The sequence below is a fragment of the Arenimonas sp. genome (assembly GCF_019459675.1).
In the GTDB taxonomy this organism is placed as follows: Bacteria; Pseudomonadota; Gammaproteobacteria; order Xanthomonadales; family Xanthomonadaceae; genus Arenimonas.
In genome coordinates this window covers 1-2,643 of sequence record NZ_JAIBFH010000203.1, presented here as the reverse complement: position 1 = coordinate 2,643, position 2,643 = coordinate 1, and the positions used below count along the sequence as shown (strand labels likewise).

The window sequence follows — 2,643 nt, the reverse complement described above, 5'->3', positions numbered from 1 at the left end:
GCGGCCGCGGTGCGGAAGGCTTCGGTGGCCAGGATGGATTCACGCGGCAGCTGGCCGAAGTTGGCGTGGTCCAGCGGCAGCACGCGGTGCGTGACGTAGACGGCTGCCGCGGCCGCGCCGGGCTTCGAGCCCTCGGGGATGTAGCGGCCCAGCTGCCGGAAGCGCTTGAAGAAGTCGCCGTCCTCGCCCGGGGTGAACACATAGTCGGCCTCTTCGGCCAGCAGAGCCATCGCGCGCTGGTCGCGGCACAGGAACGCGCCGGCGCCGTAGGGGATGTAGCCCAGCTTGTGCGGGTCCACGGTGATCGAATCGGCGCGGGCCAGTGCGCCGAACGCGGCGTGCACTTCGGTCGCGGGGAAATCGCGGTACTCCTCGCGCATGGCCTGGAGCGGCCGCAAGCTGCCGTCGGACTCGCGGAACAGGGTGGCCAGGTAGCCGCCCCAGGCGGCGTCCACGTGCACGCCGAAGCCCAGGCCGCGCGCGGCCCAACGGTCGCGGGCCGCCACCAGTTCATGCACCGGGTCCATGGTGCCGAACTCGGTGCTGCCCAGCACGCCGACCACCATCAGCACCGGCTGGCGCTCGCGTTCGCAGCGCTCCAGCAGGCCCTCCAGCGCATCGGTGTCGGTGCGCATGCCGCGCTCGGGCACCAGTTCGAGCTGGGCGCGGCCCAGGCCCATCAGCTTCATGCCCTTGGACCACGAGTAGTGCGCGGTCACCGGGGCCAGCACGCGGGGCGAACGAAGCCGGGGATGTTTCGCCAGGAAGTCCGCCAGGCCCAGGGTCTCGAGCCGTTCGGCGGTGAAGCGCTGGCGCCACTGGCGGCGCTGGGGCGCGGGGCAGTGCGCCAGCCAGGCGTTCCACTGGTCGAGCAGGGCCACGGTGGCCGCCGGCGTGAGGTTGAACGCCGACCAGTCGTCGTCGGGCACGTCCAGGCCTGGCGCGCCGATGGCCCGCAGGGCGACCGGAAAGGCCTTCAGCGCCAGCGCCAGCCGCAGCGACTGGAAGTTGGCCAGCGTGCCGCCCGAGGTCAGGTGGCCGAAGGCGCAGTCGGGGCGCGCCGGATCGTCCACGTACCCGAACATGCGCGCCAGCTGCAGGCCCACCTTCAGCTCAAGGTCGATGGTGACCGGCGCGGCGTCGAGGCTGACGTTGTTGGGGTTGTAGGGCAGGGTGAGGTACTGCGCGGCCAGGCCGGGCAGCAGCAGGTCGGACACCATGTGGCCGATGTAGCGCGGGCTGTGGAAGGGCACCGAGCGCTTGAGCGAGGCCGACAGCGAATGCAGCTCGCGGCGCATGCGCGCCTCGAAGTCGCGGAAGGCCGGCTCGCCGGCGGCGCCGGTCGGGATGGCCGGCGGATCCTCGGGATGGAAGTTGCGGCGCCAGTAGACGTGGTCGCGCAGGAATTCGACGACGAGCTTTTCCAGCAGTCCGTCGTTCTCGCCGTAGGGGCCCAGGAACAGCGGGTGGATGGCCGGCGAGGTCACGACGCCAGCCCCTGCAGCAGCCCCAGCGGATGGTGCGCGCGCGCGACGAAATACATGAAGCCGAAGGTGGCCAGTGCGGCAACGAAGTAACCGGCGCGCGCGCGGCGGCTGCGGGCGCGCTTGAGCGCCAGGCTGCCCAGCACCACGTACACCACCAGCAGCGCCAGCTTCACCGCCAGCCACGGCACCACGAAGGGATTGAGCTTGAGCGCGGTGAGCAGCATCAGCGCCGCCGTCAGCAGCGTGGTGTCGATGGTGTAGCTGAGGTAGCGCAGCGGCGCCGCCATCGCCCAGCGTGCGCCGGCCAGCACCGCCGCGCCGCGCAGCGCGAACAGCCCGCCGCTGGCGATCACCATGGCCACGTGCACGGCTTTGATCTGTGGGTAGAACTCGATCACGGCGCGCCCTCAGCCCGGTTTGCCGTCGAGGCGCGGCGTGGCGTAGATCCACAGCGAGCGCAGCACCCAGGGCGTGAACACCGCCAGCCAGCCCAGCCCCGCCGCCAGCATCCAGGGCGCGGGATTGGGCACGAGCTCGGCGGCGATGCGCACGAGCGCCAGTACCTGCATTCCCACGAACGCCAGCGCCGGGATGCGGCCCAGCTCCAGCGGCCGGCCCGAATGGCCCTGCGTCACGCGCGTCACCATCGCCACCAGCAGGCTGCCGAAGAAGCCCACCGACAGCGCATGCACCGGCGCGCGGCCCAGCGCGAATTCGCCGGTGGCCGCGAACCAGGCACTCTGCGCAAGGTACAGCGCCATCCCGATCGGCAGCCATGCGAAGCCGATGAACAGCACGCGCAGCAGCGGCGGCATCGGGCCGCGAGGCCACCAGCGCCACAGGGCGTAGCCGGTCAGCACGAGCAGCGGCGCATCCACCAGCCACACCCACGCGTGCCGGTGCGCCAGTTCCAGCGCCAGGTGCGCCAGGCACAGCGGCCACAGCGCCGCCAGCCAGGCCAGCGGCCGCCACGGCAGGTAGCCGGGCACGGCGTTGGCGGCGAAGAAGGGGAACATGCGGTGGGCCACGGTCGCGTAGATGGGCAGCAGCAGGCCAAAGGTGCCGATCTTGAGCATTGCGAAGGCCAGCCGCGGGTCGGGCAGGTGCAGGAAGACAACGAAGGCCAGCAGTCCGGCCAGGCCCATCAGCAGGGCGG

The 2,643-nt window shown here is 71.7% G+C and carries 3 protein-coding genes; all 3 read right to left on the bottom strand.

All coding sequences use genetic code 11. The features are described from left to right. Positions 1-1,487 (bottom strand): pyridoxal-dependent decarboxylase (locus K0M70_RS06970; RefSeq protein WP_290780948.1); only part of this gene is annotated, 1,487 nt, incomplete at its 3' end. Further along, the gene (locus K0M70_RS06965) at positions 1,484-1,885 is read right to left on the bottom strand and encodes a SirB2 family protein (RefSeq protein ID WP_290780946.1); all 402 of its coding nucleotides are present in this window, start codon (positions 1,883-1,885) and stop codon (positions 1,484-1,486) included. The genes K0M70_RS06965 and K0M70_RS06970, both read right to left, overlap by 4 nt. A 9-nt stretch (positions 1,886-1,894) precedes the next feature. Next, positions 1,895-2,643: NnrS family protein (locus K0M70_RS06960; protein WP_290780944.1), on the bottom strand; the 749-nt coding region annotated here is incomplete at its 5' end.